At 65.9% G+C, this 24,292-nt stretch carries 27 protein-coding genes and 4 tRNA genes; 21 read left to right on the top strand and 10 right to left on the bottom strand.

Annotation, left to right across the window (positions count from 1 at the left end; genetic code table 11):
* Positions 1-13: 13 nt before the first annotated feature.
* The 5 genes from A5892_RS16280 to A5892_RS16260 all read right to left on the bottom strand — a co-directional run bounded on the left by A5892_RS16280 (position 14) and on the right by A5892_RS16260 (position 4,512).
* On the bottom strand, positions 14-1,018 hold the full coding sequence (locus A5892_RS16280; RefSeq protein WP_064123677.1) for an ABC transporter permease: 1,005 nt from the start codon (positions 1,016-1,018) through the stop codon (positions 14-16).
* The gene (locus tag A5892_RS16275; protein WP_064123676.1) at positions 1,011-2,519 is read right to left on the bottom strand and encodes a sugar ABC transporter ATP-binding protein; all 1,509 of its coding nucleotides are present in this window, start codon (positions 2,517-2,519) and stop codon (positions 1,011-1,013) included. The genes A5892_RS16280 and A5892_RS16275 overlap by 8 nt, the downstream gene beginning before the upstream one ends.
* Complete coding sequence (locus A5892_RS16270) at positions 2,516-3,580, bottom strand: sugar ABC transporter substrate-binding protein (protein WP_082890517.1); 1,065 nt, start codon at positions 3,578-3,580, stop codon at positions 2,516-2,518. Before A5892_RS16270 ends, A5892_RS16275 begins: the two co-directional genes overlap by 4 nt.
* 144 nt (positions 3,581-3,724) lie before the next feature.
* Positions 3,725-4,024 carry a putative quinol monooxygenase gene (locus A5892_RS16265; protein WP_064123675.1) on the bottom strand — a complete coding sequence of 100 codons (300 nt, stop codon included), beginning with the start codon at positions 4,022-4,024 and terminating at the stop codon, positions 3,725-3,727.
* Positions 4,025-4,098: 74 nt separating this feature from the next.
* Complete coding sequence (locus A5892_RS16260) at positions 4,099-4,512, bottom strand: hypothetical protein (RefSeq protein ID WP_064123674.1); 414 nt, start codon at positions 4,510-4,512, stop codon at positions 4,099-4,101.
* A gap of 75 nt (positions 4,513-4,587) precedes the next feature.
* Between A5892_RS16260 and A5892_RS16255 the strand changes: the two genes are divergently transcribed.
* The 13 genes from A5892_RS16255 to A5892_RS16200 all read left to right on the top strand — a co-directional run bounded on the left by A5892_RS16255 (position 4,588) and on the right by A5892_RS16200 (position 13,374).
* Entirely contained in the window at positions 4,588-6,408 is a 1,821-nt protein-coding gene (locus A5892_RS16255) for a DEAD/DEAH box helicase (RefSeq protein ID WP_064123673.1), read from the top strand.
* A gap of 214 nt (positions 6,409-6,622) precedes the next feature.
* Positions 6,623-6,700 (top strand): pyrroloquinoline quinone precursor peptide PqqA, encoded by a 78-nt coding sequence (pqqA, locus tag A5892_RS21040; RefSeq protein WP_081803665.1) that lies wholly within the window; start codon positions 6,623-6,625, stop codon positions 6,698-6,700.
* 14 nt (positions 6,701-6,714) lie between these two features.
* Positions 6,715-7,644, top strand: coding sequence for a pyrroloquinoline quinone biosynthesis protein PqqB (gene pqqB, locus A5892_RS16250; protein ID WP_223302709.1), 930 nt, complete (start codon positions 6,715-6,717; stop codon positions 7,642-7,644).
* 102 nt (positions 7,645-7,746) lie between these two features.
* On the top strand, positions 7,747-8,511 hold the full coding sequence (gene pqqC / locus A5892_RS16245) for a pyrroloquinoline-quinone synthase PqqC (protein ID WP_064123671.1): 765 nt from the start codon (positions 7,747-7,749) through the stop codon (positions 8,509-8,511).
* Entirely contained in the window at positions 8,508-8,783 is a 276-nt protein-coding gene (gene pqqD, locus A5892_RS16240) for a pyrroloquinoline quinone biosynthesis peptide chaperone PqqD (protein ID WP_064123670.1), read from the top strand. The genes pqqC and pqqD overlap by 4 nt, the downstream gene beginning before the upstream one ends.
* 13 nt (positions 8,784-8,796) lie before the next feature.
* A complete protein-coding gene (gene pqqE, locus A5892_RS16235; protein ID WP_064123669.1) occupies positions 8,797-9,918 on the top strand; it encodes a pyrroloquinoline quinone biosynthesis protein PqqE in 1,122 nt (373 codons plus the stop codon).
* A 135-nt stretch (positions 9,919-10,053) separates the two neighbouring features.
* On the top strand, positions 10,054-10,977 hold the full coding sequence (locus A5892_RS16230; protein WP_064123668.1) for a segregation and condensation protein A: 924 nt from the start codon (positions 10,054-10,056) through the stop codon (positions 10,975-10,977).
* The gene (scpB, locus tag A5892_RS16225; RefSeq protein WP_064123667.1) at positions 10,974-11,825 is read left to right on the top strand and encodes an SMC-Scp complex subunit ScpB; all 852 of its coding nucleotides are present in this window, start codon (positions 10,974-10,976) and stop codon (positions 11,823-11,825) included. Before A5892_RS16230 ends, scpB begins: the two co-directional genes overlap by 4 nt.
* Entirely contained in the window at positions 11,818-12,846 is a 1,029-nt protein-coding gene (gene rluB / locus A5892_RS16220; protein ID WP_082890516.1) for a 23S rRNA pseudouridine(2605) synthase RluB, read from the top strand. Before scpB ends, rluB begins: the two co-directional genes overlap by 8 nt.
* A 99-nt stretch (positions 12,847-12,945) precedes the next feature.
* A tRNA-Lys gene (locus tag A5892_RS16215) sits at positions 12,946-13,021 on the top strand.
* Positions 13,022-13,073: 52 nt separating this feature from the next.
* Positions 13,074-13,149, top strand: a tRNA-Lys gene (locus A5892_RS16210).
* Between the two features lie 48 nt (positions 13,150-13,197).
* A tRNA-Lys gene (locus A5892_RS16205) sits at positions 13,198-13,273 on the top strand.
* Positions 13,274-13,298: 25 nt separating this feature from the next.
* A tRNA-Lys gene (locus A5892_RS16200) sits at positions 13,299-13,374 on the top strand.
* Between the two features lie 109 nt (positions 13,375-13,483).
* On the opposite strand, the gene A5892_RS16195 is transcribed toward A5892_RS16200, so the two are convergent.
* The gene (locus tag A5892_RS16195; RefSeq protein ID WP_064123666.1) at positions 13,484-14,380 is read right to left on the bottom strand and encodes an AraC family transcriptional regulator; all 897 of its coding nucleotides are present in this window, start codon (positions 14,378-14,380) and stop codon (positions 13,484-13,486) included.
* A gap of 95 nt (positions 14,381-14,475) precedes the next feature.
* Between A5892_RS16195 and A5892_RS16190 the strand changes: the two genes are divergently transcribed.
* From A5892_RS16190 to A5892_RS16180, 3 genes are all read left to right on the top strand, one after another.
* On the top strand, positions 14,476-15,210 hold the full coding sequence (locus A5892_RS16190; protein ID WP_064123665.1) for an SDR family oxidoreductase: 735 nt from the start codon (positions 14,476-14,478) through the stop codon (positions 15,208-15,210).
* A gap of 199 nt (positions 15,211-15,409) precedes the next feature.
* On the top strand, positions 15,410-16,021 hold the full coding sequence (locus A5892_RS16185) for an XRE family transcriptional regulator (RefSeq protein WP_064123664.1): 612 nt from the start codon (positions 15,410-15,412) through the stop codon (positions 16,019-16,021).
* The gene (locus A5892_RS16180) at positions 16,022-16,480 is read left to right on the top strand and encodes a GNAT family N-acetyltransferase (RefSeq protein ID WP_064123663.1); all 459 of its coding nucleotides are present in this window, start codon (positions 16,022-16,024) and stop codon (positions 16,478-16,480) included.
* A gap of 22 nt (positions 16,481-16,502) precedes the next feature.
* Here the strand turns inward: A5892_RS16180 and A5892_RS16175 are convergent, their stop codons facing one another.
* The 3 genes from A5892_RS16175 to A5892_RS16165 are packed head-to-tail and all read right to left on the bottom strand — an operon-like array spanning position 16,503 to position 19,816.
* Entirely contained in the window at positions 16,503-17,030 is a 528-nt protein-coding gene (locus tag A5892_RS16175) for a hypothetical protein (protein WP_064123662.1), read from the bottom strand.
* Between the two features lie 57 nt (positions 17,031-17,087).
* Positions 17,088-18,179, bottom strand: a complete 1,092-nt coding sequence (locus A5892_RS16170; RefSeq protein WP_064123661.1) for an oxidoreductase — start codon at positions 18,177-18,179, stop codon at positions 17,088-17,090.
* 44 nt (positions 18,180-18,223) lie between these two features.
* Positions 18,224-19,816 (bottom strand): M48 family metalloprotease, encoded by a 1,593-nt coding sequence (locus A5892_RS16165; protein WP_064123660.1) that lies wholly within the window; start codon positions 19,814-19,816, stop codon positions 18,224-18,226.
* A gap of 127 nt (positions 19,817-19,943) precedes the next feature.
* Here A5892_RS16165 and A5892_RS16160 point away from each other — a divergent pair, with 127 nt between their 5' ends.
* Complete coding sequence (locus A5892_RS16160; protein ID WP_064124562.1) at positions 19,944-20,189, top strand: sulfurtransferase TusA family protein; 246 nt, start codon at positions 19,944-19,946, stop codon at positions 20,187-20,189.
* A gap of 12 nt (positions 20,190-20,201) precedes the next feature.
* Here the strand turns inward: A5892_RS16160 and A5892_RS16155 are convergent, their stop codons facing one another.
* Positions 20,202-20,684, bottom strand: a complete 483-nt coding sequence (locus A5892_RS16155; protein ID WP_064123659.1) for a peroxiredoxin — start codon at positions 20,682-20,684, stop codon at positions 20,202-20,204.
* Between the two features lie 185 nt (positions 20,685-20,869).
* On the opposite strand from A5892_RS16155, the gene dapA reads away from it, so the two are divergent.
* The 4 genes from dapA to purC are packed head-to-tail and all read left to right on the top strand — an operon-like array spanning position 20,870 to position 24,218.
* Positions 20,870-21,748: a 4-hydroxy-tetrahydrodipicolinate synthase gene (gene dapA, locus A5892_RS16150; RefSeq protein ID WP_064123658.1), complete on the top strand. Its 879-nt coding sequence runs from the start codon at positions 20,870-20,872 to the stop codon at positions 21,746-21,748.
* The gene (locus tag A5892_RS16145) at positions 21,748-22,683 is read left to right on the top strand and encodes an outer membrane protein assembly factor BamC (protein ID WP_064123657.1); all 936 of its coding nucleotides are present in this window, start codon (positions 21,748-21,750) and stop codon (positions 22,681-22,683) included. Before dapA ends, A5892_RS16145 begins: the two co-directional genes overlap by 1 nt.
* On the top strand, positions 22,683-23,465 hold the full coding sequence (locus A5892_RS16140) for an MBL fold metallo-hydrolase (protein WP_064123656.1): 783 nt from the start codon (positions 22,683-22,685) through the stop codon (positions 23,463-23,465). Before A5892_RS16145 ends, A5892_RS16140 begins: the two co-directional genes overlap by 1 nt.
* 39 nt (positions 23,466-23,504) lie before the next feature.
* On the top strand, positions 23,505-24,218 hold the full coding sequence (gene purC, locus A5892_RS16135; protein WP_064123655.1) for a phosphoribosylaminoimidazolesuccinocarboxamide synthase: 714 nt from the start codon (positions 23,505-23,507) through the stop codon (positions 24,216-24,218).
* The last annotated feature ends 74 nt before the right edge of the window (positions 24,219-24,292 follow it).

Below are 24,292 nucleotides of genomic sequence, written 5' to 3'. Positions count from 1 at the left end.
GTGCGCTCGGTGCTCAGTTTCGTTTCGCATAGGTGGTAGCCAGCGCGAGCGCGAGGACCGCGCCCTTGATGATGTCCATCGCGTAGTAGGGTACCGAGAGCATCACCAGGCCGTTTTGCAGGATGCCGAGGATCATCGCGCCGAGCAGCGCACCCAAGGCATTGGGCCTGCCGCCGCCGGCGAGGGCGAAGCCGATGTAGGCGGCGGCGACCGCGTCCATCAGGTAGCCGGCACCGGCGTTGACTTGCGAGGAGCCGATCCTGGAGGCCAGCAGGATGCCGCCGAGGCCGGCGAGCAGCGCCGAGAGCAGGTAGGCGAGCGCGCGATAGCGAGCGGTCGCGATACCCGCCAGCCTCGCGGCCTCACGGTTGCCGCCGATCGCGTACATCCGCCGGCCGTGGGTGGTGAATGAGAAGCCGAGCTGTATCGCCAGGGTGACGCCGAGCATCACCAGCACGATGGTGGGCACCTGGCCGAGCAGCGAGAAGGCCGCGGGGATCCGGCCTTCGGTGAGGGTGCCGTCGGGCAGCGTCATACCCTGGGTGATCGAACCCCCGTAGCTATAGGTCATCGCGATGCCTTGGATCACGAACAGGCTGGCCAGGGTCGCGAGCATGTCGGGGATGCGCAGCACGATCACCAGCAGCGCATTGAATGCGCCCACCAGCAGGCACAGCGCCAAGGTGGTCGCGATGGCCGCCGCAGTGCCGAAGCCGTACCAGGCGAACAGCGAGATCACCAGGGCATTGGCGAGGGAGGCGGTCGAGCCGACCGAGAGATCGAGGCCGCCCACCGACAGTGAGATCGACACCCCGATGGCGATGATGGTGATGATCGCGATCGAACGCAGGATGTTGATCAGGTTGTAGGGATTGAGGAAGTTCTCGCTGGCGAGGCCGAAGATCGCGATCAATGCGATCACCGTGAGCACCAGCCCCCAGCGCGACAGCGCGTCGAGCAGGCGGGTGGAGCTTGCCGGCTTGGCACGGGGGCTACCGGAAGTGGAGAGATCAGACATCGAGTGAAGTCCCGCTGGCGAGCAGCGTCAACCGCTCTTCATTGAGTGAACGTGCGTTCTGTTCGGCGACCAGCCGGCCGTCGCGCAGCACGCAGATGCGATCGCACAGCCCGAGTAGTTCGCTGAACTCGCCCGAGGCGTAGAGAATGCCCTTGCCGGCCTCGGCCAGCTCGACCAGGGTGGCGTAGAGCTCCTGCTTGGCGTGGATGTCGATGCCCTTGGTTGGCTCGTCCAGCAGGTATATCTCGGCGTCTTCGAGCAGCCACTTGCCGATCGCCACCTTCTGCTGGTTGCCACCGGAGAGCTGGGCCAGCGGCTGGCGCTCGTGGTCGGCGCGTATGCCGAGCCGGGTGATGGTGTGCCGTGCCCAGCTTCGCGCCGCGCGATGATCGAACAGTCCCCAACGGGAAAAGCTGCCGCGTGCGGCGAGGGTGAGGTTGGTTGTCACGTCGGCGTCGATCAGTACTCCTTCGCTTCGGCGCTCCTCGGGCACCAGCGCGATGCCTTCGCCGCTCGAACGATGGGGCGAACGCGGCCGCCATGGGCGCCCGCGCAGGCTGCCGCGACGCAGCCGTGTCCGCGTGACACCGAACAGTGCCTTGCACAGTTCGCTCTTGCCCGCACCTGCGAGACCTGCGACGCCGAGGATCTCACCGGCGTGCAGCCGTAGGTCGATGCCCTTGAGCCGCGCGTCCTTGAGTCCCTCGACTTCGAGCAGCGGTGCTCCGACACACGCCTTGCGGTGAGGGAACAGGCTGCCGAGACGCCGGCCGAGCATCTGCTCGGCGATTCCCTCCACGCTGATGGCGACCATCTCACCTGTGTGGACCCGCCGGCCGTTGCGCAGCACGCTGATCCGATCGCAGCTGCGATCGAGCTCTTCGAGTCGATGCGAGACCAGCGCGATGGCGAGTCCTTCGGCCTTGAGCTGGGCGACCAGCGCCAGCAGCCTCTCGGTCTCGTCGGCGTCCAGCGGCGCGGTGGGCTCATCGAGGACCAGGAAGCGACAGCCGCTGGCGAGCGCTCGGGCAATCAGCAGCTGCTGCTTCTGTGCCAGGCTCAATCGTGCCACCGGACGATCGACGTCCAGCCTGAGGTCCAGGCGCGCGAGCAGTTCGCGTGCCTGGCGGCGAAGCATGCGGCGATCGAGCAGTTGAGCGGTGGAGGTGGCGATGGCGTCGAGCGCGATGTTCTCGGCCACGCTGAGGCTCGGTACCAGCGCTACGTCGACTTCCTGCTGGACGACGAAAATACCGTGGCGCCTTGTCTGTCGCGGGGAGCGCAGCGCCACCTCATGGTCGTCGATCGTGATCCGGCCGGCGTAGCTGCGCCGCACCCCGGCGAGCACGCTGATCAGCGACGACTTGCCGGCGCCGTTGGCGCCGACGAGGGCGTGGACACTGCCTCCCGCGAGTTCGAAATCGACCTCGTTCAGCACTCGATTGGCGCCGTAGTCGAGGCTCACGCCGCGCATCTCGAGGCGCGGGAGAGTGGCGCTCATGGGGTATTCGCGCGCTGCAGGGCGCGATACCAGTCGGGACGGAAGTCATCGCTCTCGCCCCAGCCGGGGATCAGTTCGCCGAGCCCGGCGACGTTGACCGGGCCTTCGAGTTCGGCGAGCTGGCGCTGGTCGATCGCCGCGGCCTTGAACTGGTACTCGTCAGGGGTCTCCTCGCCGGCGAGCTTGAGCGCCACCAGGCGTAGGTTGATCCGCCCGATCAGCGCCGGGTCGACGGCGGCGCTGACCCGCCAAGGACTGCCCGGCTCGCTCATCAGCGCGAGGTCCTGGTCGGAGATATCGATGCCGTAGATCGCGACGTCGTCGCGGCCATTCTCCCGCAGCGCCTTGTAGGCGCCCTGGGAGAAGGCGTCCCAGGTGCCCCAGATCGCATCGATGGTGCCCGGAGGGTACTTGGTCAGCAGTGCGCCGACCCGGTTGGCGGTGTCGCCCTGGACGTCGGAAGAGACCGCGCCGATCGACTCCAGCTCCTCGATCCCCGGATGCGCTTCGCGCAGCGCCTGATAGGCGCGCTGGCGGCGCTCCATAGGCGGGAAGCCGGCGACCCACAATTTGATGATCCGCGCCTCACCATCGAAGTCCTCGACCAGTTGGCCGAAGGAGGCCTCGGTCAGCGAGGCGTCGTCCTGGTAGGTGAGGGTGACGCCGGGAATTGCCTCCTCGACCGCGGTGTCGAACACCGACACCGCGATGCCACGGTCATGGATGCGCTTGACCAGGCCCGTCGAGTAGGGTGCGCGGCCCTGGGAGAGAATGATGGCGTCGTATCCCTGGCCGATCGCTTGGTCGACGAAATCCTGAAAGCGGGCGTCGTCGCCGTTGGAGAGGAAGGTATCGACCTTGAAGCCAAGGCTCGCTCCCTCGGCGCGTGCGCCGGCGAGGAACTGGGTGGTGTTGTCGTCGGCACCGAGGTTGCGGATCACCGCGACCCGAATCGGCGTATCGCGCTCGGTGAGCGAGTGCGGCGGCACGCCATCGGCGAGGGAGGGAAGTGCGATACCGCTCAGGCCGAGCAGTGCCGCGAAGAGGATGAAAGGTTTCATCAAGCGCACCTGGAGTCGATTCGGAGGGGGACAAGAATACCCATCGCGCCCGGCTGACGGGACGCCTCGATCGAGATCATTTTGGCGCTTGCTTATAGCTTGCCGGTCGCTGCCCGTTGGAGCTGGGTAGCGGGCCGCCGTTGCTCAGCTGTCGAGGTCGAAAAAGCGCACTCGCTTGGCGGTGATCAGCGCCTCGGTGCCGTCGCGGAAGGGGAAGTAGTGGGGCATCTGGAGGTGGGACTCGAACGCCGCGCGATCATCGTAGACCTCGTGGAGCACCACCAGGTTGGGGTCCTCCTCGCTGATCAGCAGGTCGAACTGGTGACAGCCGGGCTCATTGGCGACCGAGGCGCGAGCATCTTCCCGGGCGAGTTCGAGGAAGCGTTCGCGGTCCTGCGGTTTGAGATCGAACTCAGCGATGACGACGAATCGGGACGCGCTCATGCGTTGAACTCCTGAGGATGATCTTGAACGAGAATTTCACTCTAGCAGCCCGTCGGGTACCGCGCAGCGATCGATCAATGCAGCCGCGGTGCGGCGCCGGGGCCGAGCTCGCTGTGCAACTCGGCGGTGGCGCTGTTGATCAGTTCGATCATGCCCGGCACCATCGAAGCGCCTAGCTCCGGGGTGTCGACGAACTGCTCGACGCTGACGTGGATCGCATCGTTTTGCAACAGCAGCTTCACCGCCTTTAGTCGATTCATCACCCGATTGGCGGCCTCGAGCACCCCGCTTCGCACCGTATGGGTATCCAGCGGCCAAGCGTGGGGAAGCATCAGCTGGAAGAAGGTCGACTCGTCCTCGGCCACCACCAGGACATAGTCGAGCCCATCCCGGCTGATCCGCAATGCGTTGGTGTCGACCGCTACGGCGTCGATGCCGGCACCTTCCATGGCTTCCAGATAGTGTTCGAGCGCTGGATTGGGTTGCATCGTCTCTCCCCGTTAATATGGCCTCCCATTATAGTCCCGCCTGCCACCGCGGGAAGCCGACCGACCGGAGCATCGATGAGCCTTCTTTCGTCACCCCCGGTGCTGCGCCCCTACCAGCGCGAAGCCGTGGCTCGCGCGGTGGCGCACTTTCGCGCCGTCGATGATCCCGCCGTGGTGGTGCTGCCCACCGGCAGCGGTAAATCACTGGTGATCGCCGAGCTCGCCCGACTCGCACGTGGCCGGGTGCTGGTGCTGGCCCATGTGCGCGAGCTGGTCGAGCAGAACCACGCCAAGTATCTCGCCTATGGGCTCGAGGCCGACATCTACAGCGCCGGACTCAAGCGCAAGGAGAATGCGCGCCAGGTGGTGTTCGCCTCGGTCCAGTCGGTGGTCAATGGGATCGATGCGTTCGCTTCGGGCGATTTCACCCTGCTGGTGATCGATGAGTGTCATCGGGTCGAGATGCGCGATCTCGAACGCGCGCGCACCAAGAAGCCGGCGAGCTACCAGCGGGTGATCGAAGCGCTGCGCGGGGCCAATCCCAGGCTCAAGGTGCTCGGCCTCACCGCTACGCCATTCCGGCTCGGCCAGGGGTTCATCTACCACCGTCACTACCACGGCATGGTGCGCGGTGACGAGCGCGCGTTCTTCCGCGACTGCGTGTTCGAACTGCCGCTGCGCTGGATGGTTCGCCAAGGGTATCTCTGCGAGCCGAAGCGGATCGATGCGGCGATCGAAGGCTATGACTTCTCCCGGCTGGTGCCAGGAGAGCATGGCCGTTTCCGCGAGCCGGAGCTCGATCGGGTGGTACGCGGCCATCGCGCGACGCCGGGAATCGTCGGCGAGGTGGTGGCTCGCGCGGCGGATCGCCAGGGGGTGATGCTGTTCGCCGCCAGCGTCGATCACGCCAAGGAGATTCTCGCCCTGCTGCCCGAGGGCGAGGCGGCGCTGGTCACCGGCGATACCGAAACCTCGATGCGCGCGGCGTCGATCAAAGCGTTCAAGGCCCGCTCGCTCAAGTACCTGGTCAACGTCTCGGTGCTGACCACCGGGTTCGATGCGCCCCATGTCGACCTGATCGCGATTCTGCGCCCGACCGAATCGGTCGGACTCTATCAGCAGATCGTCGGCCGCGGCCTGCGTCTCGCTCCCGGCAAGCGCGACTGCCTGATCCTCGACTATGCCGGTAATCCTTGGGATCTCTACGCGCCGGAGGTCAACGATCCGCGCCCCGCCGCCGATACCGAGCCGGTTCAGGTGGAGTGTCCCGCGTGCGGTTGGGCCAATCTGTTCTGGGGCCGGCGCGATGGCGAACTGGTGGTGGAGCACTTCGGTCGACGCTGCCAGGGCTTGGTCGAGGACGCCCAGGGCAAACGCTCGCAGTGCGACTTTCGCTTTCGCTACAAGAGCTGCCCCCACTGCGACGGTGAGAACGATATCGCCGCCAGACGCTGTGGCCACTGTGACGGTGTGCTGATCGACGCCGACGATAAGCTCAAGGCGGCGCTTGGGCTGCGCGATGCCAAGGTGTTGAGAGTGGCGATGATGCGCATCGAGGAGAGCGTCAACGGCCGCGGCGCAACGCGGCTCAAAATCGGCTACTTCGACGAGGAGGGCGAGAGCGTGGTCGAATGGTTCGCCCTCGATACCCAAGTCCAGCGCTACGCCTTCCAGCGCGTGTTCATCGAGCGCCATCTCGCCGCGCCCGGCAGCGGCTGGCAGCCGCAAGGGATCGACGAGGTGATTGCCGGCCGGCATCGGCTGCGTGCACCGGATTTCGTCATCGCTCGCCGCACGGGGCGCTACTGGCAGCTGCGCGAAAAGCTCTTCGACTACGCGATGCAGGGCGGGCGCCGACGCCTTGCTGAGAGCGCTGGCGCCGAGCGGGTGATGTAGCGAGCGACTTGGAGAGCGTCGAAAAGCGAAACCTTGGAGATGCGACTTGTTGTCGATAGCGTAGGCTGGTAACTTTCCTACGCTTATCGCCTAGTCTGCCCCTTCGGGCATCGCGCTTGGGATCCTGAGCTTGGTTAAGCTCCAGCATAGTGCGGTTTGCCACTTTAGGTAGTCGGGTACCTGTCCTTAACCTTCCCCCTCAAGGAGAGCCGAGATGAAATGGCACGCCCCCAAGATCGAAGAGATCTGCATCGCCCTTGAAATCAACGATTACCTGCCGGCCGAATTTTGAGCCAAGGGCAGTCGTTGGGCACCGCGGACGGGTCTTCCCCGTCCGCTTTGCGTTTGTTGGTGCTGGGCGCCGCCGCTGGCGGTGGCGCGCCGCAGTGGAACTGCCGCTGCTCGGTCTGCGCGCGGGCATGGAGCGGTGACGCCGAGGTGGTGCCGCGCACCCAGGCATCGATCGCCGTCTCGCTCGACGGCGAGCGCTGGACACTGATCGACTGCGCTCCAGAGGTGCTCGCCCAGATCCAGCGCAACCCCGAGCTGCATCCGCGCGGCCCGCGCCATTCGCCGATCGAAGCGGTGGTGCTGACCGGTGGCGATATCGACCATATCGCCGGGCTTTTGAGCCTGCGCGAAGGCACGCCCTTCACGCTCTATGCCAGCGGTGAACTGCAGCGCACGCTGGCCGATAACCGCGTGTTCGACGTACTGCGTCCCGACGTGGTGACTCGCACCGCGCTCGGGCTCGACGCTTCGCTGGCGCTGCCGGGCGGTCTCGAGGCTAGGGTCTTCGCGGTGCCTGGCAAAGCGGCGCTCTATCAGCCCGATGAGGGCGAGGGAATCGGCGCCGAGGGTGAGACCACGGTAGGCGTCGAGTTCCGTCACGCAGGCCGCAGGCTCTATTACGTGCCCGGCTGCGCGCGCTTGTCCCCGGCGCTGGCCGAGCGTCTGGAGGGCGCCGACGTGGTGCTGTTCGACGGCACCCTGTGGCGCGACGACGAGCTGATCCGCGAAGGGCTCGGCCACAAGACCGGCGCGCGAATGGGCCACCTGTCGATGTCGGGCCCGGATGGCTCGATCGCCGCGCTCGCACCGCTCGGCATCCGCCGCAAGGTGTTCGTGCACATCAACAACAGCAATCCGGTATTGATCGAGCACAGCGCCGAGCGTCGCGAGGCCGAGCGTGCCGGCTGGGAAATCGCCTTCGATGGCATGCAGATCGTTCTCTGAAGGCCTGCCCGCCATCGTAGCCCTCGTTGTCGCAAGGTTTTTCGCATCTCGCGCCGCTTTTCGCCCCGGGGTGGGGCGAAGGCAAGAACATGAGCCAAGAGCATGAGCCAACAATTCGAGCCAACAGACATCCGCTCCCCGCTCAGCGCCGATCAGCTCGAGGTCGAGCTGCGCGCGATCGGTGAGGCGCGCTATCACCACCGCCACCCGTTCCAGCTCGCGCTGCAAAACGGTGAATTGAGCAAGGCGCAGGTCCAGGCATGGGCGCTGAATCGCTACTACTACCAGTCGATGATCCCGATAAAGGATGCAAGCCTGATGGCGCGCCTGCATGATCCCGAGCTTCGCCGTGAATGGCGCCAGCGGATCATCGACCACGATGGCCATGGTCCTGGCGAGGGCGGTATCCAACGCTGGCTGGCGCTTACCGATGGTCTCGGGCTCGATCGCGAGATGGTGGTCTCGACCGGGAAGATCCTGCCGGCCACCCGTTTCGCGGTGGAGGCCTACGTGCATTTCGTCCGTGAGCGCCCGCTGGTGGAGGCGATCGCTTCATCGCTGACCGAGCTGTTCTCACCGCTGGTGATCAATACGCGGGTCTCGGGCATGCTCGCTCACTACGCCTTCGTCTCCGAGCAGACCCTGGCCTATTTCAAGCCGAGGATGACCCAGGCGCCGCGTGATGCCGACTTCGCTCTCGATTACGTCAAGCGCCACGCGCTCAGGGTCGACCAGCAGCAGGGCGTGCTGGCCGCGCTCAGGTTCAAGTGCGATGTGCTTTGGAGCATGCTCGACGCGCTCGACTACGCCTATGTCGCGCCGCGGCGGATTCCGCCCGGTGCCTTCGATCCCGAGGTGGACGGATGAGCGATCTGACCAGGATCCCGCAGCTAATCCGCGGGGTGCGGATGCGCGAGGACCCGGCGCGCGGCGGCTGGGTGCTGCTCGCTCCCGAGCGGGTGTTCAAGCTCGACGAGATCGGCCGCGAGATTCTCTCCCGGGTCGACGGCGGGCGCAGCCTGGAAGCCATCGTCGCTTCGCTCGCCGCCGCCTTTGAAGCCGAACCCGAGCGGATCGCGGCCGATGTGGTCGCCTTCCTCGATGGACTCGCCGAGCGCCAGGTGCTCGCGTTTCGCTGATGGAGGGTCACTGATGGGCATCCAGACCGATCCGCGGCTGGCTTTCGCCGAGGCGGGTTCTCCCGTACCGATGGGGATGCTCTGCGAGTTGACCCACCGCTGCCCGCTGCAGTGCCCCTATTGCTCCAATCCGCTCGAGCTCGAGCGCAAGAGCGCCGAGCTGGATGTCGAAGCCTGGTGCCGGGTGTTTCGCCAGGCCGCGGCGCTCGGCGTGCTCCAGGTGCATCTTTCCGGCGGCGAGCCGGCGGCGCGGCGCGATCTCGAGCAGATCGTCGAGGGCTGTCGCGATGCGGGGCTCTACGCCAACCTGATCACCGCGGGGGTCAATATCGACCGCGCCCGGCTCGAGCGGCTCGAGGCCGCCGGGCTCGATCATGTCCAGCTGTCGTTCCAGGGCGCGGATGCCGAGACCACTGCGCTGGTCTCGCACATGAAGGACGCCCACTCGCGCAAGCGCGCCTTCGCTCGCGAGGTCGTCGATCTCGGCCTGCCGCTGACCATCAATGCGGTGATCCATCGCGCCAACATCGAGCAGATCGACGACTTCATCGCCCTGGCGCTGGAGTTCGGTGCCCGGCGTATCGAGATCGCCCATGCCCAGTACTACGGTTGGGCACTGGCCAACCGCGCCGCGCTGATGCCGACCCGGGCGCAGACCGAGCGGGCGATCGGGCGGGTCGAAGCGGCGCGGGCAAGGCTCAAGGGCAGGTTGACCATTGACTCGGTGATTCCCGACTACCACGCCCGCTATCCCAAGGCGTGCATGAACGGCTGGGGGCGCCAGTCGATCAACGTCACCCCGGGCGGCAAGGTGCTGCCGTGCCACGCGGCGGAAACCATCCCCGGGCTCGAGTTCTGGAACGTTGCCGAGCATTCGCTTGGCGATATCTGGCGCGATTCGCCTGCGTTCGCCGCCTACCGCGGCACTTCATGGATGAACGAGCGCTGTCGCAGCTGCGATCGCCGTGAAATAGACTGGGGCGGCTGCCGCTGCCAGGCGCTGGCCCTGACCGGCGACGCCTCCGAGACCGATCCGGTCTGCCAGCTCTCGCCCTACCACCAGCGGGTCCATCAGCTCGCGCAGGAGGAGAGCGTGCGGATCGTCGAGGGCTTTCGCTATCGGCGTCCCTCCTGAGCCGGCTTGCGGCTCTCGTTTCGAGGCCGCGCTCGCACGTGGCCCTGGGACGATGGCGGGGTAGTTGATAGACTGCCTCCCTCGACGCCGCGCGCCGGCCGAGCGACTTCGCCGCCCACTCCGCCTGAGCCCTGCATGAGCCTCGACGCTTCCCCTCCCGCCGTTGAGCCCGCCTCCGTCGTCATCGATGGGGTGATCGCTCGGGTCGGCGGCGAGGAGCTCAAGGAGCTGCCGCAGGATCTCTACATTCCGCCGGAGGCGCTGAGGGTATTTCTCGAGACGTTCGAGGGTCCCCTCGATCTGCTGCTCTACCTGATTCGTCGCCACAACCTCGATATCCTCGCGGTCAACGTCGCTGCGGTCACCCATCAGTACATCGAGTACGTCGAGATGATCGAGGCCAGCGGCATCGATCTTGCCGCCGAGTACTTGCTGATGGCCGCGATGCTCGCCGAGATCAAGTCGCGCAGCCTGCTGCCTCGGCCGCCCAAGGGGGCGGAGGGCGACGAGGCGGAGGAGGATCCGACTGCGCTGCTGCTCGAGCGGCTGCGTGCCTACGAGCAGCTCAAGATCGCTGCTGAGAACCTCGACTCGCTGCCCCGGCTCGGCCGCGACTGGTTCAGTACCAGCCCCGAGCCGCCGCCCTTGGAGCGCCGCGTGATTCCACCGGCGGTCTCGCTCGATGAGCTGCTGCGTGCCCTCGGCGGGCTGATGGCGCGCGCCGAGCTGGTCCAGAGCCACCAGATCAGCCGCGAGGCGCTGTCGACGCGGGAGCGGATGAGCGCGATCATGGCGCGACTGGACGCCGAACGGTTCACTCCCTTCGAGGCGCTGTTCACGCTCGATGAGGGCAAGCCGGGCGTGGTAGTCACGTTCATGGCGATTCTCGAGCTCGCCAAGGAGCATCTGATCGAGATCGTCCAGAATACGCCGCTGTCGCCGATTCACCTGCGTGCCCGCGAGGCCAGCGGCGAGGAGCCTGAGGAGTCGGCGTTCGAGGACGATGAAGGCGAGAGCGCCTTCATCGACACCCCACCACCCGCGGGAGATGCGACTTGAGTGGCGAAACCTTGCCCCTCGACAGGATTCTCGAAGGCGTGCTGCTGGCAAGCTCGACGCCGCTCGCGCTCGACCGGCTGGAGCTTTTGTTCGATGAACGCGAGCGGCCGAGCCGGGGCGAGCTTCGCGCAGCGCTCGGCGTGCTCGAGCGGCGCTTGGCCGGTTCGGCGCTGACCCTGCTCGAGAGCGCCTCGGGCTTTCGCCTTTGTATCGAGGCCGAGCTCTCGCCTTGGGTCTCGCGACTGTGGGAAGAGCGGCCGCAGCGCTACTCGCGGGCGCTGCTCGAGACCCTGGCGCTGATCGTCTACCGCCAGCCGGTGACGCGCGGCGATATCGAGGAGGTGCGCGGGGTGACGATCAGCGCCTCGATCATGCGCACGCTGCTCGAGCGTGGTTGGATCAGGGTGATCGGCCATCGCGACGTACCGGGCCGCCCGGCGGTGTATGCCAGTACGCGTACGTTTCTCGATGATTTCGGGCTCAAGACCCTCGACGAGCTGCCGCCGATGAGCGAGCTGGCCGAGCGCTTCGGCGACGAGCCGGACCTGTTCGAAGAGGAAGACGGCGCTGCCCGAGCCGCCCGCGAGGCGACGGCATCGCTGCTCCTGGCCGCCGATCTCGGCGGCCAGGAAGATCAGGAAGATGAAGACGAGGATGGAGAGAGCGTGCGCCGCGCGCTCGAAGATCCGCTACCCCAGGTGTCCACGCTCGATTTCGGCCGGCTCAATGAGCGGCTCGACGAGCGTGTGCGCCAGCGCGAGCAGCGGCGGGGGCAGGAAAGCGCCTCGTCCAGCGAGCGCGACACTAGTGAAGCAAGTGACGACGAGAGGTCGTTCAACGATGAGTAATCAGCAAACCGGCAGCGAGAAGCTGCAAAAGGTTCTCGCCCGCGCAGGGTTGGGTTCGCGTCGCGAGATGGAAACGGTGATCGCCGCTGGCCGAGTCAGCGTCAACGGCGCGGTGGCCAGCCTGGGTGACCGGATCGAACCAAGCGATCGGGTCACCTTCGATGGCCGTCCGGTGGTCCTGCGCAGCAATGAAGAGACCCCGCGCCGGGTGATCATGTACAACAAGCCCGAAGGCGAGCTCTGTACCCGCAAGGACCCGGAGGGGAGGCGCACGGTGTTCGATCGCCTGCCACGGCTCAAGGGCGAGCGCTGGATCGCGATCGGGCGCCTCGACATCAACACCAGCGGGCTTTTGCTCTTCACCACCGATGGCGAGCTGGCCAATCGCCTGATGCACCCCTCGACCCAGGTCGAGCGTGAATACGCGGTGCGGGTGATGGGCGAGCCGAAGATCGAGCAGATCAGGGCGATGGTCGAGGGGGTGATGCTCGACGACGGCCCGGCGCGCTTCACCGACGTCCAGGAGTTCGGCGGCGAGGGGATCAATACTTGGTTCCACGTGGTGATCCTCGAAGGACGCAACCGGGAGGTACGCAGGCTGTGGGAGTCCCAGGGGCTGACCGTCAGCCGGCTCAAGCGGGTGCGCTATGGCAACGTATTCCTCGACAAGCGCGCCAAGGCGGGAGAGTGGAGCGAGCTGACCCAGGAGGAGATCGACGAACTTGCCACCCTGGCCGGACTGCCGCTGCGCCGTGCGCCGGATCTCACCCCGGACGAGAAGAATCGCTGGAACCGCGACAAGAACAAGCGCCGCCCGGTTCGCGCCCTGCGCGAGCCCAAGGAGAAGGAGAAGGAAGCGCGCGGTGCGACCGTCGATCGCCGCGAGGCGCGTCGCTATGGCCGCGAGGATGCTACCACCGAGCGTCGCGGGCGGCGTGACGATGGCGCCCGCCAGACGCGCCGTGACGACGATGCGCCGCGCGGGCGCAAGGGGGCCGTACCCTCCAGTCGGCGTCGCTGAACGCGTCGCTGCGGGGCGTGCCTGGTGAATAAACACTAAGTCATACCAAAGACTTGCATCGAGAAGGGGCGGCGAGTAAGATTCCCGCCCGTCGAGCATGGGTCGTTAGCTCAGTTGGTAGAGCAGTTGGCTTTTAACCAATTGGTCGTAGGTTCGAATCCTACACGACCCACCATTGCATGCGCCTTCGCGCCTGATTGGTAAGTTGCCCGACACGCGCCGAACGCGGGTCGTTAGCTCAGTTGGTAGAGCAGTTGGCTTTTAACCAATTGGTCGTAGGTTCGAATCCTACACGACCCACCATCACCGCTGGTGAACCCGTCCGTCGCGCCCAGGCGAAATCGTCTCGTTGGGTCGTTAGCTCAGTTGGTAGAGCAGTTGGCTTTTAACCAATTGGTCGTAGGTTCGAATCCTACACGACCCACCATCGAGACCTCGAACATTCGCCCGCTGGGTCGTTAGCTCAGTTGGTAGAGCAGTTGGCTTTTAACCAATTGGTCGTAGGTTCGAATCCTACACGACCCACCATCATTACCGGGACCCGGCCGCTTGCGGCCGGGTCTTTGCGTATAGAGACGGTCTCGGCCTTGGGTGGATCTAAACAAGCGCCTTGCGAAATTGCCACAGATTCCGTTGCTCATGATCGAGCGCCGGATTTCGGAGGATGCCCAAAGGCACGTCGAAAAGCGTGTCCAAACGCGCTTTGTGACGTATAGCCGACCTCGCTCGCCGTGCGAGCGACGGTGGTATTACCCCGCATCAGTGCTGCACGAGCGACGGTAAGACGCCACGCTCGCAGGTAGGTGAGCGGCGGCTTTCCTGTCCGGCGGGTGAATTCGGCGGAAAAGGCAGCGCGGGACATACCGGCCACGCTAGCGAGCTGGGCCACGGTCCAAGGATGCGCGATATCTTCGTGGATTGCGTGAAGCGCTCGGCCAAGCCGCGCGTCCGAGAGCGCGCCGAGCCCCCCCATTTCAGTCTGCCCGACGAGGCCGGCGTAGGCCCGGATCGCCTCCAGCAACAGCACGTCGGCGAGCCGGGCACTTACGATCTCGCCACCCATCCGATCCCGCTCGATCTCACTACCCATGAGTGCGAGGATCGTCGCGATCGCGCCGGATCCGGGCGAGGATCGCGGCACGATCATGAACTCTGGCAGCATGTCGAGCAGGAAGTCCGCGTTTGCGCCAGCGAAAGTGACCGTCCCGCCAATCCCAATCGTATCGTCTCCCCCGATGCGCGCCACGTCGCAGCCAGGGCTTGCGTAAAAAGCCAGTCCATCGATCGGCGTCATGTCTGGGTCGCTGGCCACCGCATATGCAGTATGTCCGATCAAACATACGTCCCCTTCGCTCAAGAGCTGAGGAGGGCGCTCCGGGAGCAGCATCCACTGGCTGCCGCGAAGCAGAGCGACGAACTTGAGCCGATCGACGGCAGGGAACGCGAGGGCCCATTGGCCTGCCGCTTCCATGCGGGTGCGCCTAGTCACCCTGGCACCGAGAACGTCAAAGATATCCGACAATGGGTCACGCATAGTTTTAGACGACTACGACAATTATATGGGGTTTTGAGTATAGGTAATCTCGAAGTGCTCGCATATCTTCTTCATGTTCGCAAAGGAGATCGGCAATGAGCATTGAAGGCAAAGTCGTCGCTATCACGGGAGCGAGCAGCGGGATCGGTCGGGCAACAGCCAAGCTGCTTGCGGAGCAGGGCGCGTTCGTTGCGTTGGGCGCTCGCAACGAGCAGGCGCTTCAGGCCTTAGTGGACGAGATCACCGCCACTGGCGGCAAAGCCGTGTTCAAAAGGACTGACGTTCGTCATCGAAGCGATCTGGAAGAGCTCGTCGCCTTCGCAGTCGCGAGGGGCGGTCGGCTCGACGTTATCGTCAACAATGCAGGCGTCGGGCCAATCTCCCGGTTCGATGCGCTGCGGGTCGATGATTGGGATGCCATGATCGATGTGAATTTTCGCGGCACACTCTACGGTATAGCCGCTGCCCTTCCGGTATTCGGGCGCCAACAGAGCGGGCATGTGGTCAACGTCGTTTCGACGGCGGGCCTTCAGATGCTTCCGACGATGGGTGTCTACGCCGCGACCAAGAACGCGGTGCGCACTGCAACCGAAGTGTTGAGACAGGAAGCGGGCCCCAACCTGCGCGTGACCGAAGTGTCGCCAGGGATCATAGCCACCCACTTCGGCGACACGATCACCGACCCGCCAGCGAAGAAAATGATTGAACAGCAGTTGGGGGGAATTGCGATTTCTCCAGACGCGATCGCACGGGGCATCCTTTATGCACTCGAGCAACCGCCCGAAGTGGATGTTGGCAGCGTCGTCATTCGTCCGACAGCCCAAGGCTGACACGTTCGACCCGTCGCGGGCGATGAACTCGGAATAGACGGTGGCTACCGGCCAGCCGGGTTCCTCGTGCCGGGTGCATCGAACGGCCTGAAGGCTGGTCGCCTATTCTCTTTTGTGAGATAAATAGATCTATATTGAGATTTGGCTTCGATCCCTTCCGCGAAAGATAAGAGCCTGCGCCAAAGATAGGAGCCTGCGAATGGATTTGACCTCGGAAGAGACCCGGCTCGAGCTTCGCCTCGCCGAGCGCCTGGCGATGCTGCGCCAGGCACGCGGTTGGTCGCTGGAGACGCTGGCCGAGCGCAGCGGCGTCAGTCGGGCGACGCTTTCGCGCTTCGAGCGCGCAGAGAGCAGTCCCAGTACGGTGCAGCTCAACCGGCTTTGTCGCGCCCTTGGGATGACTGCGTCCAGGCTGCTCGGCGAGCTGGAGTCGGGCAATCATGCACTGGTGACCCGCGCCGAGCAGCCGCTGTGGGTCGACCAGCATTCGGGGCTGCGTCGGCGCAGCCTGTCGCCGCCAACGACCGGCTACGCCGTTGAGCTGATCGAGTGCGAGCTGCCGGCGGGGGCGGTGATCGCCTACGACGTCTCGCCGCTCGCCGGGCTCGAACATCACCTCTGGCTGATCGAGGGCGCGCTCGAGCTCGAGATCGAAGGACGGCGCCACCGCTTGGCGCCGGGTGACGTGCTGCGCTGCCGGCTTTACGGCGAGGACCGGTTCGAGGCGCTCGAGGCCTCGCGCTATCTGCTGGCGATCCATGCGCCGCAGGCGGGTGCGATGACAATCGACAGGCAAGTGGGCGAGGCATAGATGCGGATAACGATAGACGACCTGAGCGGGCCGGAAGTGGCCGAACTGCTCGATGACCATCTGCGCAGCATGGCGCTGTATTCACCGCCTGAAAGCATCCATGCGCTCGATCTTGAAGCCCTCAAGCGGCCCGGGATCACTTTCTGGAGTGCGTGGGAGGGCACAGAGCTGGTCGGCTGTGGCGCGCTCAAGAGGCTCGATAGCGAGCACGCCGAGCTCAAGTCGATGAAGACCTCGCCGCGCCACTTAAGACGCGGCGTCGCTCGGCGCTTGCTCCAGCACCTGCTCGACCAGGCCCAAGCGCGCGGCTTTCGCCGGGTGAGCCTCGAGACCGGCTCGACTGCGGATTTCGAGCCGGCCCGGCTGCTCTACGAGCGCTTCGGCTTCGAGTACTGCGCGCCGTTCGCCGATTACGCCGAGGATCCCTTCAGCGTGTTCATGACCAAGTCGCTGCAATGACACCGCAGTACCCGTTTCTCCTTCAGGGCGCGTCGGTCACGCCGAGTCGTTCCACGATCCGCTGGTAGAGGAAGGCTTCGGGGCCGCCGAGCGAGCGCTTGAGGCAGGTGAGGAACTCACGCCCGCTGTAGTGGATGAGTCGCGGCGCCTTGTAGGCATCGAGGTCGATCGCCACCAGCTCGCCGTCTTTGACCAGGAAGTTCTTGGTGTGCAGCCCGCGGCAGTGGATGCGGTCGCGATAGAGCTTGATGATCAGTTCGACGTAGCGCTCCTGCAGCGCTACGTCATCGAGGATCAGGCCGCGCAGCTCCGGCGCTTCGACATCGCGCATCTCGAGCCGGTAGCGCTCGAAGGCGAGCACTTCGGGCACGCGGATGCCGAGCGCCTTGAGCCGTTCGGCGACGATGACGAAGTTGCGCCCGGGATAGGGGCGGATGCGCAGCGCATAGCGCAGGCGGTCTGCCAACTTGGGCTGGAAGGTCTTGATGAATACCTTGCGCGAGCGGTCGTAGTGGACCTCTGAATACTTGCCGCTTTGGACGAATTCCATGGGGGTTGCATCTTCCTTCATCGCCGGCTGATCGCCGCCGGCTCTCCATTTCCGGGTTCACGCCCAGGCGGCGCGCTCTTCATCACTCAGCTCGAGCGGCAAGCGGCGGCCTTGCTCGGCTGCGCGGGTGGCGGTCTCGAGCAGGGCCATCAGCACCACCGCCTGGCGTGGTGGAACGGGATTGTCGCCGCCCGCGGCGATCGCGTCACGCACCAGCTCGTAGTAGTGGCGCTGTCTGCCGGTCGGCGCAGGGCGCTCCTCGACCAGGCCGTCGGCGTCGTAGCGCCTGAGCGGATCGGGATCGATTCCGAAGCTTGGCTCGAGCGGTGAGATGCCCTCGCGCAGCTGGTCTTCCTGGACGTCGGCACCGCGCTTGATCAGGCCGCCCTCGAGGCCGTGGACGACGAAGCGTGGGCTTTCCACCGCGACCAGCATGCTGGCATGCAGCGTGACCTTGAGTGCGCCGCGCTCGGCTGTGGGCCCGTAGTGGAGGACCACCTGGGCCCAGTCGTCGGTCTTCGCCGCCGGGCGCAGGCTTGCGATCGAAGCCTCGATCTCATCGGGAATGCCGAACAGCTCGAGTGCCTGGTCGGCGAGGTGCGGGCCGAGATCGAACCACAGCCCGGAGCCTGGCAGTGCCTGCTCCCGCCAGCGGTCGCGCACTTCGGGCCGGAACCGGTCGATGCGCGACTCGAGTTCGACCACCGCGCCGATCGTTCCCGCTTCGATCGCTTCGCGCACGGCGAGAAAGTCGCTGTCCCAGCGCCGGTTCTGGAACACAGACAAGACTGCCCCATGCGCTCGTGCCAGTTCGGCCAGCTCCCGCGCCTGGGCAAGATCGAGGGTGAAGGGCTTGTCGACCACTACATGCTTGCCGGCTTCCAGCGCGGCCTTGGCCAGCGGGTAGTGGGTAGCGTTGGGCGAGGCGATCACCACCAGCTCGACCTCGGGATGGGCGGCGGCGATTTGCGGGTCGGTGACCACCTCGAGGGTGCGGGCCTGACCGCCAAGCGTTTGCTGGATGGCCTCGGCCTGGCTCGAGCAGATCACGCGCAGCTCGAGGCCTTCGGTGGCGAGCAGGTAGGGCGCGTGGAAGGTGCGGCCGACGAAGCCGAAGCCGATCAGCGCGACGGGAATCGGGGTGGTCATGGTATCTCCTCATTCGGGTGGCACGCCGCGCCAGCGGGCGTGGCTCAGAACTGTTCGATGTCGCGGCGATACTGCGTGAGCGCATCGCGGCGCGCGCGCAGCCGGTCGAGCATCACATAGTCGCCGCTCTGCTCAGCGACGTGGGCGCCGATATCGAGCTGGCGCAGGCCAGTACTGACCCGGCCGGTCAGCTGCGCCTGCTCGGCCAGCGCCAGGTGTCCCCACCCCTCGTGTCCGGCGCGTCCGGCCGCCTCGGCGAGCAGCCCCCATACCTGCGGATCGTCGGGGCGGCGCTCGGCGACGCGGCGCAGGGTATCGAAGGCCGAGGAGGGGTTGCTCGAGAGCTCGGCGCGTGCCTCGAGCACCTGTGCAGGATAGTAGTCTGGAGCGATGCGCAGCAGCTGTCGGGCCCGGGCGCGGGCTTCGTCGAATCGCCCGGCATCGAGCGCTGCATCGGCGGCGCTGGCGGGAATCATCAGCAGGTCCGGCTGGCGTGCGGCGAGCGCATCGAAGGCGGCCAGCGCCTCGTCGGTACGGTGCTGGAGTGTCAGGGTCAGTGCCTGGAGGTAAGCCAGCGCGTCGGGGTCGGTAAGATCGCTGCGCAGGCGCTCGCGGGCCTGGCTCGGATCATCCATGTACATCGCCAGGACCACCCGGGCACGGATCATGCCGTACTCCGGTCCCGGTGGCTGGTAGGCGACGTGGAGCTGATTGGCGCGGGCCTGGCTTGCGCTGATCCGTCCCTCGGTGAGCGGGTGGGTGAGCAGAAACTCCGGCGGCGAACTGCCCTGCAGGCTCGCGGTGCGCTGCAGCGCACGGAACATGCGCGGCATCGCCTGAGGGTCCATGCCCGCTCTGGCGAGGATGTCGAGCCCGGCGCGATCGGCTTCCTGCTCGTACTGGCGCGAATAGGCGAGCTGGTTTTGCATCGCCGCCGCCTGGCTGCCGGCGATGGTGGCGATACCGACGTCGCCTGCGCCGCTGGCGGCGATCACCATCCCGGCGAGCATCGCCGCGAGCGTTGGCATCTGGGAGCGGCTGGCCTGCTGCACGTTGCGGGCGAAGTGGCGCTGGGAGAGGTGGCCAAGCTCGTGGGCGATCACCGAGGCGAAGGCGTCACGATCCGGTGCGGAGAGGAACAGCCCGGTATTGACGCCGATCACCCCGCCCGGCACGGCGAAGGCGTTGAGCTGGCGGCTCGAGAGCAGCAGCACCGCAGGGTCTATCGGTCCCACACCGCTGAATGGCAGCAGCCTCTGCACCACGGACTCGAGATACTGTTGGGTGATCGGGTCGTCCCAGGGGCTCACCTGGGCGAGGAACTGGCGCATCCAGGCGCGCCCGAGGCGGGTTTCGTCCATCCCATTGACGCTGATGCTCTGGGCGCCGAGAGAGGGTAGCCGGTACTCGCCCTGGCCGCCTGTGCCGGTGCTCGACGGCCTGTTGGTCGGAGGCGGGGTGAACACCGGCGTGCCGAGGTCGAACCGTCCCCCCGTCGGGCCGAGCAGCGCCTCGTCGACCGCGCGATCGCTGCCAGACACCTGGGCGAGCGCTGGTAGCGCTGAGCAGGCGAGGCTCAATGTCCCGATCAGGAGGAGCACCAGCGAGCGGTGTCGCGGGAAACGGCGCGGCTGCATGTGGAAGAGGCTCCTTGGCGGCGAAGGGGCATACTGGTATCGACAGCGTCGGTCTGGCAAGGTGCCTGCGATGCGCGGCGAAGACAAGACTGGTGTTTTCGAGCCGCCCCACATAGGCGAGATGCGGATGAGCGATAGCGAACGGCCCACTGCCGATCTTTTCATCGATGCCCGCGGGCTCGGTTGTCCACTGCCGCTGCTCAAGGCCAAGCAAGGGCTCGTCGGGCTCGAGGCTGGCCAGCGGCTGGAACTGCTGGCCAGCGATCCTGGTGCCTGGGAGGACATCGCCAGTTTCGTCGCCTTGAGCCGTCATCGCCTCGAGCTGCGTGAGCCGGCCGGTGAGGATTTCCGCTTTGTGCTGATCAAGGGGTGAGGTCGCCGCGTTTCAGGGCGTCTCGCCTCTGGCCAGCGCTTCGGCGGCGGCGAGCACCTCGTCTGCATGCCCCTTCACCGAGACCTTGCGCCACTCCTTGACCAAGCGGCCCTCGGCGTCGATCAGGAAGGTGCTGCGCTCGATGCCTTCGTACTCCTTGCCGTAGAGTTTCTTCGGCTTGATCACATCGAAGGCGCGGCAGAGGGTTTCATCGGGATCGCTGACCAGATCGAAGGCGAAGCACTGCTTGGCCTTGAAGTTCTCATGGCGCTTGAGGCTGTCGCGGGAGACACCGAACACCAGCGTGTTGGCGGCGGCGAAGCGCTCCGCGCGGGCGCTGAAGTCGAGACCCTCCGTGGTGCAGCCCGGGGTGGCATCCTTGGGATAGAAGTAGAGCACCAGCTGGCGTCCGGCGAGCTCTGAGAGTCGCAGGGTGCCGCCGCCGGTGGTGGGGGCGCTGAAGTCCTCGAGCCGTTGGTTGAGGGTCAGGCTCATCGTATCGCTCCTTGGGGTTGGTTCGGGCCCGCCATGGCGGCGGACAAACGTCGCTGTACACTACTTCCGGGCGACAGTAACATTTAGCCCCGTCCATCGGCACCGCATACAGCGCGGCGCAAGCCCCGCGCAGCCAGCGTTCGGCAGACGACATTCAGCTAAGACGATACGGAGAGGTTCGCGAGATGATCACAGGCAGCATCGTCGCCCTGGCGACGCCGATGAAGGTGAGCGGCGAAATCGATTGGGACGCGCTGCGCCGTCTGGTCGGCTTCCATCTCGAGCACGGCACCGACGGGATCGTCGCCGCCGGCACCACCGGCGAGCCGACCACGATGACCGTCGAGGAGCACTTCGATGTCATCCGCACCATCGTCGACGAGGTCAAAGGACGCATCCCGGTGATCGCCGGTACCGGTGCCAATGCCACCTGGGAGGCGGTCAACCTGGCTCGCTACGCCAAGGACGCGGGCGCCGACTACTGCCTCTCGGTGACGCCCTACTACAACCGGCCGACCCAGGAAGGACTCTACCAGCACTTCAAGGCGGTGGCCGAGGCTGGCCTGCCGGTGATCCTCTACAACGTGCCGAAGCGCACTGGGGTCGATCTCTACAACGAGACCGTGTTCCGCCTCGCCGAGCTCGAGGGCATCATCGGGCTCAAGGAAGCGACCGGTGATCTCGAGCGCGCCGAGGAGCTGATCGAGCACTTCCAGGGCAGCGAGTTCGCCCTCTACTCCGGTGACGACCCGACCGCTTGCGAGTTCGTCCTCGCCGGCGGCCAGGGAGTGATCTCGGTCTCCGCCAACGTCGTGCCGAAAGCGATGCACGATCTCTGCGTGGCGGCGATGGACGGCGATGCCGAACGCGCCCACCAGATCAACACCCGGCTGATGCCCTTGCACTCGGTGCTCGGCATCGAGGCCAATCCGATCCCGGTCAAATGGGCGCTCAATCAGATGGGCCTGGCGGAGGCCGGTATCCGGCTGCCGCTGACCTGGCTTTCGGACAAGTACCATGCCACCGTCGGTGAGACCCTCCAGCTCGCTGGGGTGGTCAAGTGATGATCAGACAGCGGACCCTCTTCGTCGCCTTGCCTCTCACCTTGTTACTCGGCGGCTGTGGCGGTGGTTACTTCCACGACCGCAACTATGAATACATCGATGCCGAGATGGCGCCGCCGCTCGAGCTGCCGGCGACTCGCAACGCGAGCGCCTTCCAGGATGCGATGCCGGTGCCCGACGCATCCAGCGGCTTCGTTCGTCCGAGCAACAACTTCCAGGTGCCGCGTCCCGAGCCGATGGGTACCGCCAGCCGTGGCGCGCCGGTCGAAGTGCGCGAGGCCAATGGCCAGCGCTGGCTGGTGGTGCAGGGCACGCCCTCGAGCGTCTGGCCGCGGCTGACCGAGTTCGCCTCGAGCCAAGGCCGTGAAGTGCAGAGCCTCGAGCCCGCCCAGGGCCGGATCGTCACCAGCGACGTCACCCTGGCGCTGCGCCAGGGGCTGCGAGCGAACACCACCGAAGTCTACTGCCTTGCTGGCAACGCCACCGACGATGCCTGCGTCACCGCGCTCGAACGCCATTTCTCCACCGGCGCGTCGTCGGTGAACTCGATGGCGGGGCAGGGGCTGAGCCAGGCCGACCGCGTGCGCCTCGATGCCTTCGAGAACAACTGGCGGCTGCTCATCGCGCTCGATTATCCGCGCGCTTGGTCGGAGCTCAGCTACCAGCTGGGCGAATCGTTCGACAGCGACGACCGTCGCCTGCTCGACCATGACCAGCAAAGTGGCGAGATGCGGATTCGTTTCCATGCTCGCGCGGCGCAGAGCAGCGGCTGGTTCTCCTGGTTCTCGAGAGGCGCCACCGCCGACTATCGGCTGCACGTCGCCAGTCTCGACCCGCAGCGGGTCGGCGTCACGGTCAGCGATGACCAGGGCAATCCGGTGCCGGAGGCGGTCAGCCGCGAGATTCTCGAGGCGGTGGCTGGCACCCTGCGCTGATGCGCTTCGCCTCGCTGGGTAGCGGCAGCAAGGGCAACGCCACGCTGGTCGAGAGCGACGAGGCGCTGGTGCTGGTCGACTGCGGTTTCGGCCTGCGCGACGCGCTCGCGCGGATGGCGCTGCTCGGCATCGATCCGACCAGGATCGATGCGCTGCTGGTCACCCACGAGCACGGCGATCATCTGCGCGGCGTACGCTCGCTGGCCAAGCGCTTGAAGCTGCCGGTCTATCTCACCGCCGGCACTTGGCTCGCCGGCAAGCTCGAGGGGCTCGAGCGGGTCCACTTGATCAATCCGGAGCAGCGCTTCGCGATCAAGGACTTGGAGATCGATCCCGTGACCGTTCCCCACGACGCGCGCGAGCCCGTGCAGTATTTGTTCGAGACCGCCGGCCGCCGGCTCGGCGTACTCACCGATCTTGGCCATGTCACCGACCATGTGCGCCGGCGCTTTCGCGACTGCGACGGATTGCTGCTCGAGTGCAACCACGATCTCAGGATGCTGGCCGAAGGCCCCTATCCGCCGAGCCTCAAAAGGCGGGTCGGCGGGCATTGGGGCCATCTGGCCAATGCCCAGGCGGTGGCGCTGCTGCGCCACTGGGGCACCGACCGGCTGCAGCGCGTCGTCGCTTCACACCTGTCGGACAAGAACAACCGGCCCGAGCTGGCCTTCGAGGCCCTCGAACCCCTGCTCGACAATGATGCCTCGCGGCTGATGGTCGCGGCCCAGGACCGTGGCATCGGCTGGCAGCGGCTCGACCGCACGGTCGAGCGCGTGCTCTGATCAACGCATAGCCCAACGCCTCCCTCGGAGATTTCCGCCATGGAAAAACGCAACGAACTCTATGCCGGCAAGGCGAAGTCGATCTTCGCCACCGACGACCCTGACCTGCTGATCATGCATTTTCGCGATGACACCAGCGCCTTCGACGGCCAGCGGGTCGAGCAGCTGGCACGCAAGGGGATGGTCAACAACAAGTTCAACGCCTTCATCATGGGCAAGCTGCGCGAAGCCGGTGTGCCGGTGCATTTCGAGCGGCTGCTCTCGGACGACGAGAGCCTGGTCAAGCGCCTGGACATGATTCCGGTCGAGTGCGTGGTGCGTAACGTCGCCGCTGGCGGTCTGTGCCGCCGGCTCGGTATCGAAGAGGGACGCGATCTGAACCCGCCGACCTTCGAGCTGTTCCTCAAGAACGACGCCCTCCACGATCCGATGATCAACGAGTCGCTCGCCGATTCGCTCGGCTATGCCACCATCGAGCAGCTCGCCACCGCCAAACGTCTGACCTTCCAGGTCAACGACGTGCTGCGGCAGCTGTTCCTCGATGCCGGCATCCTGCTGGTCGACTACAAGCTCGAGTTCGGCGTTCACAAAGGCGAACTGCTGCTCGGCGACGAGTTCTCTCCGGACGGCTGCCGGCTGTGGGATGCGAATACGCGCGAGAAGCTCGACAAGGATCGCTTCCGCCAAGGGCTCGGCGGTGTGATCGAGGCTTATGAAGAGGTCGGTCGCCGGATCGGTGTCGACTTCGGCTGAGCCGCATGCTTCCCATCCTGGCCCGAGACATCGGCCCCGGCGCTCGCCGGGGCCGATGTCGTTGTGGCTGGCCT

The sequence above is a fragment of the Halotalea alkalilenta genome, from assembly GCF_001648175.1.
GTDB lineage: Bacteria > Pseudomonadota > Gammaproteobacteria > Pseudomonadales > Halomonadaceae > Halotalea > Halotalea alkalilenta_A.
The sequence above is the reverse complement of the archived record's forward strand: the minus strand, read 5'-3'. Positions and strand labels throughout refer to the sequence as shown.